18 protein-coding genes are annotated in these 14,997 nt (G+C 65.2%); 14 read left to right on the top strand and 4 right to left on the bottom strand.

The features are described from left to right. Positions 1-96 precede the first annotated feature (96 nt). From MEMAR_RS04150 to hisB, 13 genes are read left to right on the top strand one after another with little or no spacing between them, the layout of a single operon-like run. Positions 97-936, top strand: a complete 840-nt coding sequence (locus tag MEMAR_RS04150) for a fumarate hydratase (protein ID WP_011843691.1) — start codon at positions 97-99, stop codon at positions 934-936. Next, complete coding sequence (locus MEMAR_RS04145) at positions 903-1,490, top strand: FumA C-terminus/TtdB family hydratase beta subunit (protein WP_048063745.1); 588 nt, start codon at positions 903-905, stop codon at positions 1,488-1,490. Before MEMAR_RS04150 ends, MEMAR_RS04145 begins: the two co-directional genes overlap by 34 nt. Further along, positions 1,487-1,759 (top strand): 4Fe-4S dicluster domain-containing protein, encoded by a 273-nt coding sequence (locus tag MEMAR_RS04140; RefSeq protein ID WP_011843689.1) that lies wholly within the window; start codon positions 1,487-1,489, stop codon positions 1,757-1,759. The genes MEMAR_RS04145 and MEMAR_RS04140 overlap by 4 nt, the downstream gene beginning before the upstream one ends. Next, positions 1,756-2,856: a 2-oxoacid:acceptor oxidoreductase subunit alpha gene (locus MEMAR_RS04135; protein WP_011843688.1), complete on the top strand. Its 1,101-nt coding sequence runs from the start codon at positions 1,756-1,758 to the stop codon at positions 2,854-2,856. Before MEMAR_RS04140 ends, MEMAR_RS04135 begins: the two co-directional genes overlap by 4 nt. Then, positions 2,853-3,641, top strand: a complete 789-nt coding sequence (locus tag MEMAR_RS04130; protein WP_011843687.1) for a thiamine pyrophosphate-dependent enzyme — start codon at positions 2,853-2,855, stop codon at positions 3,639-3,641. The genes MEMAR_RS04135 and MEMAR_RS04130 overlap by 4 nt, the downstream gene beginning before the upstream one ends. After that, the gene (locus tag MEMAR_RS04125; protein WP_011843686.1) at positions 3,638-4,168 is read left to right on the top strand and encodes a 2-oxoacid:ferredoxin oxidoreductase subunit gamma; all 531 of its coding nucleotides are present in this window, start codon (positions 3,638-3,640) and stop codon (positions 4,166-4,168) included. Before MEMAR_RS04130 ends, MEMAR_RS04125 begins: the two co-directional genes overlap by 4 nt. A gap of 4 nt (positions 4,169-4,172) precedes the next feature. Further along, on the top strand, positions 4,173-5,258 hold the full coding sequence (locus MEMAR_RS04120) for a succinate--CoA ligase subunit beta (protein WP_011843685.1): 1,086 nt from the start codon (positions 4,173-4,175) through the stop codon (positions 5,256-5,258). After that, the gene (gene sucD, locus MEMAR_RS04115) at positions 5,255-6,121 is read left to right on the top strand and encodes a succinate--CoA ligase subunit alpha (RefSeq protein WP_011843684.1); all 867 of its coding nucleotides are present in this window, start codon (positions 5,255-5,257) and stop codon (positions 6,119-6,121) included. The genes MEMAR_RS04120 and sucD overlap by 4 nt, the downstream gene beginning before the upstream one ends. Next, on the top strand, positions 6,118-6,930 hold the full coding sequence (locus tag MEMAR_RS04110; RefSeq protein WP_011843683.1) for a DNA integrity scanning protein DisA nucleotide-binding domain protein: 813 nt from the start codon (positions 6,118-6,120) through the stop codon (positions 6,928-6,930). The genes sucD and MEMAR_RS04110 overlap by 4 nt, the downstream gene beginning before the upstream one ends. A gap of 60 nt (positions 6,931-6,990) precedes the next feature. Next, positions 6,991-8,193 carry a methionine adenosyltransferase gene (locus MEMAR_RS04105; protein ID WP_011843682.1) on the top strand — a complete coding sequence of 401 codons (1,203 nt, stop codon included), beginning with the start codon at positions 6,991-6,993 and terminating at the stop codon, positions 8,191-8,193. Positions 8,194-8,227: 34 nt separating this feature from the next. Continuing rightward, the gene (gene hisG, locus MEMAR_RS04100; RefSeq protein WP_011843681.1) at positions 8,228-9,130 is read left to right on the top strand and encodes an ATP phosphoribosyltransferase; all 903 of its coding nucleotides are present in this window, start codon (positions 8,228-8,230) and stop codon (positions 9,128-9,130) included. Positions 9,131-9,134: 4 nt separating this feature from the next. Further along, on the top strand, positions 9,135-9,854 hold the full coding sequence (gene hisA / locus MEMAR_RS04095) for a 1-(5-phosphoribosyl)-5-[(5-phosphoribosylamino)methylideneamino]imidazole-4-carboxamide isomerase (RefSeq protein WP_011843680.1): 720 nt from the start codon (positions 9,135-9,137) through the stop codon (positions 9,852-9,854). Next, the gene (hisB, locus tag MEMAR_RS04090) at positions 9,841-10,422 is read left to right on the top strand and encodes an imidazoleglycerol-phosphate dehydratase HisB (protein ID WP_011843679.1); all 582 of its coding nucleotides are present in this window, start codon (positions 9,841-9,843) and stop codon (positions 10,420-10,422) included. The genes hisA and hisB overlap by 14 nt, the downstream gene beginning before the upstream one ends. Before the next feature lie 412 nt (positions 10,423-10,834). Here the strand turns inward: hisB and MEMAR_RS04085 are convergent, their stop codons facing one another. From MEMAR_RS04085 to MEMAR_RS04075, 3 genes are all read right to left on the bottom strand, one after another. Next, positions 10,835-11,041 (bottom strand): histone family protein, encoded by a 207-nt coding sequence (locus tag MEMAR_RS04085; protein WP_011843678.1) that lies wholly within the window; start codon positions 11,039-11,041, stop codon positions 10,835-10,837. Positions 11,042-11,227: 186 nt separating this feature from the next. Next, the gene (gene mtxX, locus MEMAR_RS04080; protein WP_011843677.1) at positions 11,228-11,989 is read right to left on the bottom strand and encodes a methanogenesis marker protein Mmp4/MtxX; all 762 of its coding nucleotides are present in this window, start codon (positions 11,987-11,989) and stop codon (positions 11,228-11,230) included. Continuing rightward, a complete protein-coding gene (locus MEMAR_RS04075; RefSeq protein WP_011843676.1) occupies positions 11,980-12,990 on the bottom strand; it encodes a methanogenesis marker 2 protein in 1,011 nt (336 codons plus the stop codon). The genes mtxX and MEMAR_RS04075 overlap by 10 nt, the downstream gene beginning before the upstream one ends. 223 nt (positions 12,991-13,213) lie before the next feature. Between MEMAR_RS04075 and MEMAR_RS04070 the strand changes: the two genes are divergently transcribed. Next, positions 13,214-14,578: a replication factor C large subunit gene (locus MEMAR_RS04070; protein ID WP_011843675.1), complete on the top strand. Its 1,365-nt coding sequence runs from the start codon at positions 13,214-13,216 to the stop codon at positions 14,576-14,578. Here the strand turns inward: MEMAR_RS04070 and MEMAR_RS04065 are convergent. Continuing rightward, positions 14,575-14,982: a UPF0146 family protein gene (locus MEMAR_RS04065; protein ID WP_011843674.1), complete on the bottom strand. Its 408-nt coding sequence runs from the start codon at positions 14,980-14,982 to the stop codon at positions 14,575-14,577. The two genes, MEMAR_RS04070 and MEMAR_RS04065, sit on opposite strands and share 4 nt — an antisense overlap. Between the last annotated feature and the right edge of the window lie 15 nt (positions 14,983-14,997).

Below are 14,997 nucleotides of genomic sequence, written 5' to 3'. Positions count from 1 at the left end.
ATCACTTCCCATCTTTTTTCCGGGGAACTCCCCGGAGGCGGCGTATCCGCTACCGGGAGAAATATAGGTATTTATAGTCTCTTCCCACCAGTATACATGATGGTCAATCCGGCAGATCCGACGCTTTCGAGCGCACTGGCAGACGCCACAGAGAGAGCACTCCTGGAGGCCGAGATCCGGCTGCCTCCCGATGTGCTCGCGGCGCTCCGGAGGGCAGCGGCAGCCGAGAGGGACGAGATCGCACGCCGGGAACTCGGCAATATCCTCGAGAACATCGCGTTCGCAGAAGAGCGGCGGGTGCCGATCTGTCAGGATACCGGCGTGCCGGTGGTCTACCTCACCCTCCCGCCCGATATCGGGCTCTCACCCGCCCTTTTTGAAGGGGTGCGGGAAGGGGTGCAGAGAGCAACGGCCGCGATCCCCCTCCGCCCGAACGTCGTCGACCCCCTCACCCGGGAGAACACCGGCGACAACACCGGTGCCGGGATGCCTGCGGTACACGTGACGCCCGGGGAGAGGCTCACGGTGACGGTGCTCCCGAAAGGTGCGGGTTCGGAGAACGTCTCGAGGATCGGGATGCTCCTCCCCTCACAGGCGAAGGAGATCCCGAAATTCGTCGCCGAGACGATGCTTCTTGCGGGAGGGAAACCCTGCCCTCCGGTGATCCTCGGCGTCGGGATCGGCGGGACGTTCGATATGGCGGCCGCGCTCGCAAAGGAAGCCCTGCTCCTCCCGGTGGACGTCATGGGCGACTTTGAAGCGGAACTCTGCGACGCGGTCAACGCCCTCGGGATCGGGCCGATGGGGCTTGGGGGCGACACGACGGCGCTCAGCGTGAAGGTGAAGCGGGCGGACTGCCACACCGCGTCCCTCCCGGTGGCGGTGAACGTCCAGTGCTGGGCATGCCGGCGGGCGACCGTGGAGGTGAAGCGTTGAACCTCACGACACCGCTCGGCGCCGAGGTGCTCGACCTCCGGGCGGGCGATACGGTCACGCTCTCGGGAACGATCTACACCGCACGGGACGAAGCCCACCTGCGGATGATGGAAGAAGGCATCCCCTTCGATTCGGAGGGCGCCGCGGTCTACCACTGCGGCCCGGTGGTGCAGGACGGCCGGCTCGTCGTCGCCGGCCCCACGACGTCCGCCCGGATGAACAGGCTCACGGGATTTCTCATCGACGCGGGCGTCCGCGCCCTCGTCGGCAAAGGCGGCATGGGACAGGAGGTGGTCGAGCACCTCCGGGGGCACGGAGTCTACCTCGCGCTCACCGGAGGGTGCGCCGCGCTCGCCGCCGCCCGCATGACCCTCAAAGGGGTCTATTTCGAAGACCTCGGCATGGCCGAGGCGGTCTGGGTCATCGAAGCCGATCATCTGCCACTGACGGTCGGGATCGACGCCCACGGCGGCGATCTCTTCCGCGCCGTACGCGAGAAAGCGAAAACACAATTTCACCAGCGATTCAATACTAAGCAGGATACCGTCTCATGAAACTCGTCATCGATGAAAGCCGCTGCAAAGGATGCAACCTCTGCGTGCTGGTCTGCCCCTACGGTATATTTCGGGAGGGAACGGAACTCAACAGCCGGGGGATCGTCACCCCCATCCTCGACCGCCCCGAACGGTGTACGAACTGCAGGCTGCAGGCCCTCTACGGCAGGATGCTCTGCGGGGTCTGCCACATGATCTGCCCTGACCAGGCCATCTCCTGGGTCGAGGAGAAGCCGTTCGAGCCTCACCGGGTGGAGGTGGAGTTTTGAGCCGAACCGAGTTCATGCAGGGGAACGCCGCCTGTGCCGAAGGCGCGCTCGCCGCCGGGTGCCGGTTCTTCGGCGGCTACCCCATCACGCCGTCGACCGAAATAGCCGAGGCCATGGCCCGGAAACTCCCGAAAGCCGGCGGGGTCTTCATCTCCATGGAGGACGAACTCGCGAGCATCGCCGCGGTGATCGGCGCCGCCTGGACGGGGGCACGAGCCATGACCGCGACGAGCGGCCCCGGGTTCTCGCTGATGATGGAGAACATCGGCTACGCGGTCATGACCGAGACCCCGTGCGTCGTCGTCAACATCCAGCGCGGTGGCCCGAGCACCGGGCAGCCGACGCGGGCGGCGCAGGGCGACATGCTCCAGTGCCGGTTCGGGTCGCACGGCGACTACAGCACCATTGCGCTCACCCCGAACTCCGTCCAGGAGATGTTCGACCTGACCGCAAAAGCCTTCGACCTCGCCGACCGGTACCGGGTCCCCACGTTCGTGATGTCCGACGAGATCGTCGGCCACATGCGCGAGCGGGTGACCATCCCCGACGCGGTCGAGATCGAACGCCCCCGCCCGCTTGCGGAGGGCGCTCTCCCGTTCGAGGGAGGGGACGACGGGACTCCCGGGTTCGCGCCCTTCGGGTCGGGGAGATCCATCCATGTGACCGGCCTCACCCACGACGAGCGGGGCTACCCGGACACGACCGATCCCGAGGCACACGACCGGCTGGTGCGGCGGCTGGTCGCCAAGGTCGAGTCGGCACGCCGCGATATCGCCGACTACGAGGTCGTAAACCCCGATGCCGAGACGGTCTTCGTCACCTACGGCCCACCGTCGCGGACGGTCGAGCAGGTGATGCGCGACCGTCCCGACGACTCGATCGGCCATCTGCGCCTCCGGGTCGTCTGGCCGTTCCCGGAGTTCGCCCTCAAGATCTTCCCGAACGCGAAGGTCTTCCTGATGCCGGAACTGAACATGGGCCAGATGGTGCGGGAGGTCCAGCGCCACGTGGACCAGCCGGTCGTCTCCATCCCGAAGATCGGCGGCGAACTCCACACCCCCGCCGAACTCGTGCGGGCGCTGGAGGCGCACCGATGATCGCGCCCGACTGGTTCCGGGACGACCGCCTGCCGCACATCTACTGCACCGGGTGCGGGAACGGGACGGTCATCAACTGCACCCTCGCGGCAGTCGAGGAGATGGGCTGGAAACGCAACGAGACGGTCTTCATCTCCGGGATCGGGTGCTCCTCCCGGGCTCCCGGCTACATCCTCACCGACTCGCTCCACACCACCCACGGGCGGGCGCTCGCGTTCGCCACCGGCGTGAAGATGGCGCGGCCGGACCTGCACGTCGTCGTCTTCACGGGAGACGGCGACCTCGCCGCCATCGGCGGGAACCACTTCATCCACGCCTGCCGCCGGAACGTGGACATGACCGTGGTCTGCATGAACAACCACATCTACGGCATGACCGGCGGGCAGGGAAGCCCGACGACCCCGCCGGGGGCGATCTCGACGACGACGCCCTACGGGATGAGCGAACCGGCCTTCGACCTCGCGGAACTTGCTGTCGCCGCAGGCGCGAACTACGTCGCGCGCTGGACGTCTTACCACGTCAAGGAACTCACGAAGGCCGTCGCCGCCGGGATGCAGACGCCGGGGCTCGCGTTCATCGAGGTACGGACCCAGTGCCCGACCAACTACGGCCGCCACAACAAGCTCCGGCGGGTTTCGGAGATGATCGAGCACCTCCGGAGCCACGCGATGCTTGTCGCGAAGCGTGATCGGCTGGTCGCGGAAGGAAAACCAATCCCCGAAGGGGCCTTCACCGTCGGGGAACTGGTCCGAAGGAGCCGGCCGGCGATGGGGGTGCGCCCATGAGACACGAGATCAGGTTCTCGGGATACGGCGGACAGGGGGTCCTCCTCTCCGCGGTCATTCTCGGGCGGGCGGCGGCGCTCTACGACGACAAATACGCCGTCCAGACCCAGGTCTACGGCCCGGAGGCGCGGGGCGGCGCCTCGATGGGGCAGGTGGTGATCGACGATGAGCCGATCCTCTACCCCGAGGTGACCGAACCGGACATCTACGTCATCATGTCCCAGCAGGGGTTCGAGAAGTACGGGGTTTCAGCGCGGGAAGATGCAGTCATGCTCGTCGACTCCGACCTGGTCCGGTCGCGCCCGGACTGCCGCTACTACGAGATCCCGGCGACATCGGAGGCGAAAAACACTCTCGGGCGGGAGATTGTCGCGAATATCGTGATGATCGGCGCCCTCGTGACCGCAACCGGGGTCGTGAGCAGGGAGGCGATCGAGCGTGCGGTGCTCGACAGCGTCCCGAAAGGCACCGAGGAACTGAATCTGAAGGCGTTAAAGAGAGGATTCGAACTCGGAGAACGAGCGTGAACCCATGAAACTACTGGAATACGAGGCAAAACGGGTCTTTGCAGAGTACGGGATACCGGTCCCGAAAGGGGTCGTTATACGGGCACCGGAGGAGGTCGCGGCACACCTGCCGGACCTCGGCGGCGGTGTGGTGCTGAAGGCGCAGGTGGACGTCGGCGGGCGCGGAAAGGCCGGCGGCGTCCTGATGGCCGACCGCGCGACAGCGGCCGAGACCGCCCGGGAACTCTTCTCCCGGGAGATCAAGGGCGTCCCGGTCGGGGAGATCCTCGCAGAGGAGCGACTGGCGATCGAGCACGAGTACTACGTCAGCATCGCGGTCGACCGGTCGAGCAGACAGCCGGTGGTACTCTTCGCGGACGCCGGCGGGGTGGAGATCGAGAAGATGGCACAAGAGGACGAGTCCGCCGTACGGAGAGTCGTCGTATCCCCTCTCCTCCGGGACATCCCGCCGTTTTTGATGCGGGAACTCCTCGGCGGCGCGCCGAAGGAACTCGCCCCCGTCATAAACTGCCTCTACCACGTATTCCAGGGGAAGGATGCCATGCTCGCGGAGATCAACCCGCTCGTGACGACGCCGCGGGGGGTCTACGCGGCGGACGCGAAGCTGATCGTCGACGACAACGCCCTCGCCCGCCAGGGGATAGCGGTCAACCGCGACCTCTCGGAACGCGAGCGCGAGGCCGAGAAGCACGGTTTCTCCTACGTGGAACTGGACGGGAGCATCGGGGTCATCGGCAACGGCGCCGGGCTCACGATGTCGACGCTCGACCTCATCGAGTTTTACAACGGGCGGGCGGCGAACTTCCTCGACGTCGGGGGCGGCGCCGACCAGGAGCGCGTGATGCACGCCGTCAGGCTCGTCGCGAGCATGCCCGGGGTGAACGTGATCGTCGTCAACCTCCTCGGGGGCATCACCCGATGCGACGAGGTGGCGAAGGGGATCATCGCCGCCGGCGTCACGCCGACGGTCATCGTCCGGATGGCCGGGACGAACGAGGAGGAGGGGCGGCGACTGCTCGCCGGATGCGGCTACCGGATGCTCGAGAGCATGGATGCCGCCGTGAAAGCGGCGATGGAGGTCTCACTATGATCTACGGCGATAAGAATCTCGGCGTGATCGTCCAGAACATCACCGGCAGGCAGGGCACGTTTCATACGGAACTGATGAACGCCTACGCCCGCGAGGTCGGGGGACGGGGCGTCGTCGCCGGGGTCGCGCCCGGGAAGGCCGGCCGGGAGGTTCACGGTGTACCCGTCTACAACACCGTCAAGGAAGCGCTCGCCGAGCACGACGCGACCGCAAGCGTCGTCTTCGTCCCGGCAGGCGCCGCTGGCGACGCGGTCATGGAAGCGGCGCACGCGGGGATCGAGCTTGCGGTCGTCATCACCGAGCACATCCCGGTTCACGACGCTATGTCGGCCATCGCCTACGCGAAACTCCACGACTGCACGGTCATCGGCCCGAACTGCCCGGGACTCCTCTCGCCGGGAGAGTGCAAACTCGGGATCATGCCGGCCCACCTCGCCCGCCGCGGCAACGTCGGCGTCGTCTCCCGGAGCGGGACCCTCACCTACGAGGTGTTCGACGAACTCACCCGCGCCGGCATCGGCCAGAGCACGATCGTCGGGATCGGCGGCGACCCGGTGATCGGCCAGACGTTCGTCGACGTCCTCGCCCGGTTCGACGAGGATCCCCACACGAAGGCGGTCATCGTCATCGGCGAGGTGGGCGGCAACCTGGAGGAGGAAGGCGTCCGGTCGACCGATCTCCCGGTCGTCACCTACATCGCCGGCGTGAGCGCCCCGCCCGAGAAGAGGATGGGCCACGCGGGCGCGATCATCGAGGGAGGGGAGGGCGACGCCCGGTCCAAGGTCCGGCGGCTTCGCGCCCTCGAGATCCCCGTCGCGTCCCGTCCTTCGGAGATACCAGGACTGATCCGCGAGGTACTATGAACGGCGACCTGATGCTTGCAACCGCATGCGACGTGGCGGTGAAGATCGGGGCGCGGGCGATCGTCTCATTCGTCGAACCGGCGCCGGTTCTCGCGGAGGTGCCCGATATCCCGATCATCCGGGTGCAGGAACTCCAGCTCGACGTCTTGAAAGACCTCACCATGCACGATATCCTGGAGGTGAGCGAGCGGCACATGCTCGACGCCGCCGTCCACCTCTACCTCCGGCGCAACCTGGAGAGCGGCCTCGTCGTCGGCGTCTTTCCCTACGCCGTCATCCTCTACGACATCGAGGAGGGGAAGAACTTCATCAACTTAAAAGACTTCTCCGACATCGTCCCCCGCGAGGTGCTCCACGCTGCCCTCACGCTGGCCCTCGAGATCGCGGTCGAGGGGAGGGAAGGGAGAGCCATCGGCACCGCGTTCATCATCGGCGACCCGGAGGAGATCTTCCGGCACTCCCACCAGGCGATCCTCAACCCCTACCAGGGGCAGCCCGGAACGCTCCGGGACATCAAGAACCGGGACAACTGGGAGAGCGTCAAAGAGTTCGCCCAGCTCGACGGCGTCTTCGTCATCGATAAAACCGGCGAGGTGCGGGCGGCGGGCCGCTACCTGGACGTCACCGGGCGGGGCATCTCTCTTCCCGGGGGCCTCGGAGGGAGGCACCGCGCAACCGCATCCATCACCCACGAGATCCCGGCCATCGGCATCACGGTCTCCGAGAGCGGAGGCATGGTGCGCATCTTCAGGGACGGAAACTGCAAGATCAGCATCCGTTCCGACATCCGCCTCCGTAGTGACGGTTAGAAATGGTTATATGAATTGCAATCATTTCTCTTATCACACTTTAGAACTACGGTGGATTTGATGACCAGGAACATCAGCGTAGAAGGGCTTGACCAGATCCCGATCGAGAAGCAGCGGATAGAACTGGTGGAGCGCAAGTGCCTCGGGCACCCGGACAGTCTCGCAGACGGCATCGCGGAGTCGATCAGCAGGGCACTCAGCAGGTCGTACCTGGAAGAGTGCGGCAGCGTCCTGCACCACAACACCGACCAGGGGGAGGTCGTTGCGGGCGAATCGCTCCCGAAGTTCGGCGGCGGCACGATCACAAAGCCGATCTACTTCCTCATATCGGGACGGGCCACGAAGACATTCAACGGCATAAACATCCCCGCAGACGCGATCGCCGTCGAGGCGGCACGGGACTACATCAAGTCGATCCTCCCCGCCATCAACATGGACCGCGACATCATCGTCGACTGCCGGATGGGCAAGGGGTCGACCGACCTGCAGGACGTCTTCCGGTCCTGCGAAGGAATGGTCCCGCGGGCGAACGACACCTCGTTCGGCGTCGGGCACGCACCGTTCAGCGAGGCGGAGAGCATTGTCAGGGGCGTTTCCGCGTTCATCGACGGTACGCTCCGCCCGAAGTACCCCGTCATCGGCCAGGACTGCAAGATCATGTGCCTGCGTGACGGCGATGCCATCACCCTGACCATCGCGATGGCGTTCGTGGACCGCTACTGCTCGGGCATCGCCGAATACATCGAGCAGAAGAACTTCCTGACGGAGCAGATCGCGGCGGTCGCAAAACAGTTCACCAAACGATCGGTCAACGTCGCCGTCAACACCGCCGACGACCTCGAGGGCGGCAGCGTCTTCCTGACGGTCTCGGGCACCTCCGCCGAGATGGGCGACGACGGCTCGGTCGGCAGAGGCAACCGTGCGAACGGGCTGATCACCCCGAACCGCCCGATGAGCATGGAAGCGACGAGCGGCAAGAACCCGATCAACCACATCGGCAAGATCTACAACCTCCTCGCGACCCAGGTAGCGCAGGACTGCGTCGCGAAGGTCGACGGCATTGAGGAGATGTACGTCCGTATGCTCTCCCAGATCGGCTACCCGATCGACCAGCCGCACGTGGCGAGCGCCCAGATCCTCACGAAACCGGGCGTCGACATCAGCTCCGTCAAGCCCGATATCGAGGCGATCATCGACGAATGGCTGGAGAAGACCCCCACCATCACCGAGAAGGTTATCAGGGGAGAACTCTCTACCTTCTAACCCTCTCTCAATATTTTCGGAGTTGTTCTAACCCATGAGTAAACCGTCACCCCGGCACCCCGTGCCCGGACCCGGACTCGTTCGTCTCGCCATCCCGAACAAAGGGAGGATCTCCGGGCCCATCAACGAGTTGATCGAGAAGAGCGGCCTCCACCTGGCCGAAGGCGGCAGCGAGCGCAGACTCATCACCCGGACCCGCGACCCGAACGTGGAGATCCTCTTCGCCCGCCCGATCGACATACCGGAGTACGTGGCGAGCGGCGTTGCCGATCTCGGGATCACCGGGAAGGATATGGTCATGGAGCGGGGTTCCGCGGTCGAACAGGTTCTCGACCTGCAGACCGGAAAGGCCACGCTCGTCGTCGCCGTGCCGGAGGAGTCCGACATCGAGACCGTCGCCGACCTTGCAGGTGCAAAGGTGGCGACCGAGTTCCCGGCGATCACCCGCGCGTTCTTTGCCGGGCACGGGGTCGCCGTCACGATCGTGACCGTGGGCGGAGCATGCGAGGCGACGCCGCACCTCGGGATCGCCGACGCCATCGTCGACCTCTCCTCCTCGGGGACGACGCTGCGGACGAACCACCTCCGCGTCGTCGACGAGGTGCTTGCGTCCACGACCGTCCTGGTGGCGAACCCCGCCTCGCTGACGGCCAAGCGCGAAAAGATCGACGAGATCATCCTCGCCCTCGAAAGCGTCATCCGGGCGAAGGGGCAGTGCTACCTGATGATGAACGTCCAGCGGAACGCTCTTGCGGACGTGCGGGAGGTGCTGCCCGGCCTCTCCGGGCCGACGGTGATGGACGTGGCTTCCGACGAGAATCTGGTCGCCGTTCACGCCGTCGTGAAAGAGGAGCGGGTCTACCAGTTAATCAACCAGTTAAAGCGGGCCGGCGCAAAAGACATATTAGTCATGCCCATCGAACGGATCATACGCTGAGAGCATGGAGATCTATCCTGCAGTTGATATCCTGGACGGGCGATGCGTGCAGCTCGTGCAGGGGCGGCCTGAGGCGGCGACGGTCTACGGCGATCCGGCCGCCTGGGCGCACCGGTGGCTTGACGAGGGAGCCGACGGCCTTCACGTCGTCAACCTGGACGGGGCGTTCGGCCGCGCGCGCAAAAACGCCGACCTGATCCGGGCTTTCACCCGCGAGACGGAGACGTTCACCGAACTCGGGGGCGGTATCAGGAGCGTGGAGGATGCCGCGGGGTGGCTTGACGCCGGCGTCGACCGGGTGATCGTCTCGACCCAGGCCGTCCGGGAGCCGGAGATGATCCGAACGCTTGCCGAAGAGTTCGGCGGCGAGCGGGTGATGGCGGGCATCGACGCCCGGGCCGGCGAGGTGATGATCGAGGGCTGGGAGCGCCCGGCAGGCAGTTACCTATCCTGGGCGGAGCGGTTCGAGAGCCTCGGCGCGGGATCGCTCCTCTATACGAATGTGGACGTGGAGGGGCTCCAGCAGGGGATCGCCATCGAACCCGTGACGGAACTCCTCGCGAGAGTGAAGGTCCCGGTCGTCGTCTCGGGCGGGATATCGAGCCCCGGGGACGTCGCGGCGCTCCGGGATGCCGGAGCGGCGGGGGCGGTCCTCGGGTCCGCCCTCTACGCCGGGAAGGTGCGGCTCCCGGAGGCCATGGAGGCGGCGCATGCGAACGAGTGAGGTCCACCGCGCGACACGGGAGACCGATATCACCCTCTCCCTCGACCTCGACGGGACGGGGGCCGGAACCATCGAGACCGGGATACCGTTCTTCGACCACATGCTCGCGTCGTTTGCCCGGCACGGGCGGATCGATCTTTCCGTCCGCGCGACCGGCGACCTTGCCGTGGATCCCCACCACACCATCGAGGATATCGGGATCGTCCTCGGGACGGCTCTCGCCGAGTCGGTCGGCGACGGGAGAGGGATCACCCGGTTCGCGGACGCCGCCGTCCCGATGGACGAGGCGCTCGCCCGGGTGGCGCTCGACGTAGGCGGCCGGGGCTACCTCGTCTTCGAGGGCGACTTCTCGCCGGTGGGCCCGGGCGGCATCCCCGGCGACCTCATCGAGCACTTCTTCCACAGCCTCTGCAGCCATGCCGGGATCACCGCCCACATCACGGTCACGGGCAGGAACGACCACCACATCTGCGAGGCGGCGTTCAAGGCGTTCGCCCGGGCGCTCCGGGCCGCCGTGGCAATCGATCCTGCGATAGGCGACGTGCCGAGCACCAAAGGCTCGCTGTGAGCCCGGGAGCAGGATAACTTTTTTTTGACCGGGGTCCCGTCCGGTTTCTCCGGGAGAAGCCTCACCCCAACAACGACGTATCGGCTCCTAAGACCTGCGTTCTGCGACGGATGCCCGATTCCACCTTACCGACGCATAACCGGGCTGAAATCGAAGATAGAAGCGTCTGACACCCATCACCTGCCCGGATACCCACCTGCAGGCCGGGCAGGCGACGCTCACGTTCGCTTCCGCTCGCGCTTCACGGTATCCCGGCAGTCGCCGCACGCGGCACTCACCCGCCGGACACGAACCCCGGAGCGAGGGCTACGATACCGTCGACGACAGGAACCACAAAGAACGTCCGGGTCTGGGAGAGATTTGAAATGGGGCCCAAACGGACCCCGGTAAAGAGAAGGAAAGAGAGGTCGATTTACGCGGATTTAACCGCGAGGTCGACGTCTTCCGCCTTGATCGTCTTGCGTCCCGCGTGCTGGGCAAGCCTGTTGGCTTCCTTGGTCAGCTCGGCGATGTACGCCTCAGCCTTGGTAACCAGTGCGGCAGCAGCGTCGCTGCCCACTCTCTCAGCACCATTCTTTTTTGCGATACGTACAACCGCAGCAATAGGTAGATCTGCCATAATCTCATTCCACCTCTAAAAAGAGGTGTATTAGTTAATATTTAAACGTTTCGGGATAATCTCGGAAATCTGCGTTTATCTTCACCATTGAGGGTATGTCTGGACAGGGCACCCCGATAACCGGCAGGGAACGGTGCCGATTGAAAAAACCAAAAAATGGACACCAACCCCCCATTAGATAACAAATCACGGACTTTTTAATTGCGCCAGAGATTTCGCAAGCATTACTGCATTGGTATAATCTGCAGAGGCGCGCGACGTATCCACGAAAATTCTATCGATATTTACCACCGGAGCACCATGCCCCGCCCCGGCTCCGAGGAAGACGAGCGTGCGAAAGATCAGGTTCCCGGATATCCCGTCGGGCGCCACGACCATCCCGTACCTCCCCACCGCCTCCTCGATCAGGATCTCGGTGTGCTCCGCACCGGTCAGGCGTGCGACGAGCTCGGCATCCGCCATCGTCCGGTCGACGGACGGATGCCGCCCGATATCCCCGAGCCGCCCTCCCGAGAGGATCGCCACTCCCTCGGCGAGCCCGAAACTCCGGGCGATATCCCTGCCTATTCTGACGAACCGCACCTTTTCCTCGACCGTCCAGCCCTCGTCGACCCCGACGGGGGCGAGGAGGAAGAGGCGGCCGTCGGCGGTCTCGAGGAGGGCGATCCGCTCGAGGCATTCGACACCCGCAGTCTGCTTGAGGTATTTCAGGGTGGATGATGCGGGGAGAGTGCCCCTGACGGCGGCATCGATCCTGCCGGCGTAGAGAGCCTCGATGAGCGCGACCTCCGGCTCCACGGCCTCGACGACCGTAGCCGCATCACCAAACGAACCGGCGGTCCCCGGAGGGGAAAAAAGGATGATATCGACCTCCCGGCCGACCGCCCGGACCGTCGAGAGGATCTTTGGATCTGGGGACGCCGCACCAAGCCCGACCGTTACCGGCATGCCCCTCCTTCGGGGAAGAAGCGCATGATCCCTTCCCGGTCCAGATCGAAGACCTGCGTCTCCCGGCCCAGGTACCTGACGGAGAGCCTCCGGCTCCCGTTCACCTCCCCGATAGCGGCGGCGGTGATCCCGACGTCGGCAAACCGGCGGCGGACCTCCTCCACGTTCTCCGGTTTGACGGTCAGGATGAAACCCATGCCGGGGTACATGCGCACCCACTGCTCGAAGGAGAGGTCGATCGCCGAGAGGTCCGGCCGGGGTATCGCCTCGAGGTCGATCACCGCGCCCTTCCCGCTCACCTCGAGGAGCATCCCGAGCGTCCCGATGACGCCCGGGTTGCTGATATCCTTCCCGGCCGTCACCAGGTGCTCTTTGCCGAGATCCTCCATCACCCGGATCTGGGCCCGCACCGCTTCCGCCGACTTCATCGTGACCGAGTCCCAGTTGAAGCAGCACGACGGGTGCACCCGGCCGTCGAGGTCTATCGCCGCGACGACCACGTCGCCCTCCTCTGCCGTGTTCGAGAAGATGATCTGGTCCATCGTGGCCGTCCCGAGGATCGCCACATCCACGACGCTGTAGGGCGTATTCGGATGCAGGTGCCCGCCCACGATCGGGACGCCGAACTGTGCGGATGCCGCGACCATGCCCCGGGTCACTTCGTCGCGGAGCCGATCGCTCGTGACGGAGAGGATATCGACCATCGCAACCGGCCTTCCGCCCATGGCGGCGATATCGTGAACGTTCACGAGCACGGCGCAGTACCCCGCCCAGAACGGGTCCGCCTCCATCAACTTGCTCCAGATACCGTCCGCCGCAAGAAGCAACGCGTCCTCTGCGTTATGCCGGATGACCGCGGCATCCTCACCGAACGAAGCGACAACATCGGGGCTCTCTATCCGGAGAGACCGGATCATATCCCCGATCTCCTTCTTCCGGGTGACGCCCTCGTATTCCCTGACGGCCCGTGCTACCGTATCGGTGGAGCAATCCTTCACCACAAGAACACCAACATTCCAGGTTTCTTTATGGTATTTTGCCTCATCAAAGATAATGTATTTGATTCACCGGTATTATGCACTCCGTTCCGGGAACCGATCGGGAAGAGAACTGCCGGCCGGCATTCGGCCGGGACGGGTACGGCCCCCTTGTGGCGCGTCCTCCGGATCGTCTTGCATCCGCACCGGGGTGGCATTTTTGATGCACCGCACCCAATAGTCAGGTATGGACTGGGTGGAGAAGTACAGGCCGCAGCATCTTCAGGATGTCGTGGGGAACTCCGGCGCCGTCAGGCTGATATACGAGTGGGCGCGGGACTGGTCACGGCAGAAGAAACCGCTCATCCTGTACGGAAAACCCGGCACCGGCAAGACCTCGAGCGCGTATGCCCTCGCGAACGACATGAACTGGGAGGTGGTGGAACTGAACGCCTCCGACCAGCGGACGAAAGCGGCCCTCGAACGGGTAGCGGGCGCGGGCTCCACGACGGCCAGCCTCTCCGGTGCGAGCCGCAAACTCATCCTGCTGGATGAGGCCGACAACCTGCACGGACAGGCCGACCGGGGCGGGGCGAAGGCGATCGTGGAGATCATCGCGGCGGCGCAGCAGCCGATCATCCTGATTGCAAACGACTACTACTCCCTCACGAGAGAACTCAAGGCGGTCACGGAGCCGGTGCAGTTCCGGGCGCTCCAGGCCCGCTCGATCGTCCCCCGCCTCCGCCAGATCTGCGCCGCGGAAGGCGTGGCATGCGATCCCGCCGCGCTCGACGATATCGCGAACCGCGCCGGCGGGGATATGCGGGCCGCGGTGAACATGCTCTACGCCGCGGCGATCGGGAAGGAGCACCTCGCGGCGGGCGACGTCCACACCTCCGCAAAGGACGAGCGCTCGACCATCTTCGAACTCGTCGGAGCGACCTTCAAAGGGAAGAGAGACGCCGACCTGCTCCGCATGGCGGTGGAGGTCGAGGATACCCCCGATGCCATCGAACAGTGGCTCGAGGGGAACCTCGACCACATGCCCGACCTCGCCTCCCGGGCGGAAGGCTACGCCTGCCTCGCGAGGGCGGACGAGTACATCGGCCGGACTTACCGGCGGCAGTATTACACCCTCTGGCGCTACGCGAGCGCGGTCATGCTCCTCGGCGTCGCCGACGCCGCCGGCGGGCACGGCGTCCACGGCCGCATCATGCCGCCGTCGCGCTGGCAGAAGATGGGGGCGTCGAAGAAGCAGAAGGCAGTCCGGGCGGGCCTCTCCCGGAAACTCAGCGAGATGACGCACATACCACAGGATGCCCTCCGGGAAGACTTCTTCACCGCGATCACCATCCTCGTCGAGCGGGACCCTGCAACATACGTCCGCGAGTTCGACCTCGACGCCGACGAACTGAACCTCTTCATCCACGACAAGGCCCGGGCCACGAAGGTCGTCAAAGAAGTGGCGAAAGAGGAGAAGGAGAAGGCGAAGAAGGCCGCCGCCAAAGAGAAGGCGCCAACGAAAGGCAAGAAGTCCCGGGACGACGACCCGCCCGCAGATACCGGAGAATCCCGGCGGGACCCATCCCCGGGCCAGGCGACGCTCTTTTAAAGACGGCGACAGCGGTAGCGGTGGAGGAGGGCCGGGCCGCAGTCCACGACCTCGCCGCCGTCCCCGTAGATCTCGCATCCCAGGTGGTAGACCAGGAGGTCGCTGTCGATCCGGTCGGCAAGCGCGATCAGCGGCGGAACCATCTCCACGCCGGGCCGCACGGCGTAGATCAGGTCCGCGCCCTCATACAGCCGGAGATCCGGCTCGAAGACGTCGTCGGTCACGACGGTAAGCCCGTCGTGCCGGATGCCCGGCCGTATGTCGGTGCAGAGCATCAGGGCGCCGGCGGCCGCTATAAGCCCTGCTGCCTCGGGATTGTTGCCGACGCCCACCTCGACGGCCCGCCGGTAGCGAGCGGCGATATACTCCCCGATACTCCGTTCAATATGTTTATACCGACACATTACCCAGAGATTAGG

The sequence above is a fragment of the Methanoculleus marisnigri JR1 genome (assembly GCF_000015825.1).
Taxonomy (GTDB): domain Archaea; phylum Halobacteriota; class Methanomicrobia; order Methanomicrobiales; family Methanoculleaceae; genus Methanoculleus; species Methanoculleus marisnigri.
The sequence above is the reverse complement of the archived record's forward strand: the minus strand, read 5'-3'. Positions and strand labels throughout refer to the sequence as shown.